Here is a 271-nt window from a genome sequence, read left to right on the forward strand (position 1 = left end):
GTAACTTTCGTTACTGTTTGTTTGGAATTAACGTTGACATATTGTCATTCAGTTTTCAATGTTCATTTTTATTACCGACAAGAATTAATTATACACTTTATAAAAGTTAAAGTCAATAATTAATTAAAAATCAGTAGAAATAATCCACAAAAAAATGACCTATCGGTCAAAAGTGGTTTGCCTGGCAACGTCCTACTCTAGCGGGACGTAAGCCCGACTACCATCGGCGCTAAGGAGCTTAACTTCTGTGTTCGGCATGGGAACAGGTGTG

1 rRNA gene is annotated in these 271 nt (G+C 36.5%); it reads right to left on the reverse strand.

The features are described 5' to 3' along the window. Positions 1-179 precede the first annotated feature (179 nt). A 5S ribosomal RNA gene (rrf, locus tag CD155_RS12500) occupies positions 180-271 on the reverse strand; the annotation flags it as partial.

Source organism: Staphylococcus caprae (assembly GCF_002902725.1).
Lineage (GTDB): Bacteria > Bacillota > Bacilli > Staphylococcales > Staphylococcaceae > Staphylococcus > Staphylococcus caprae.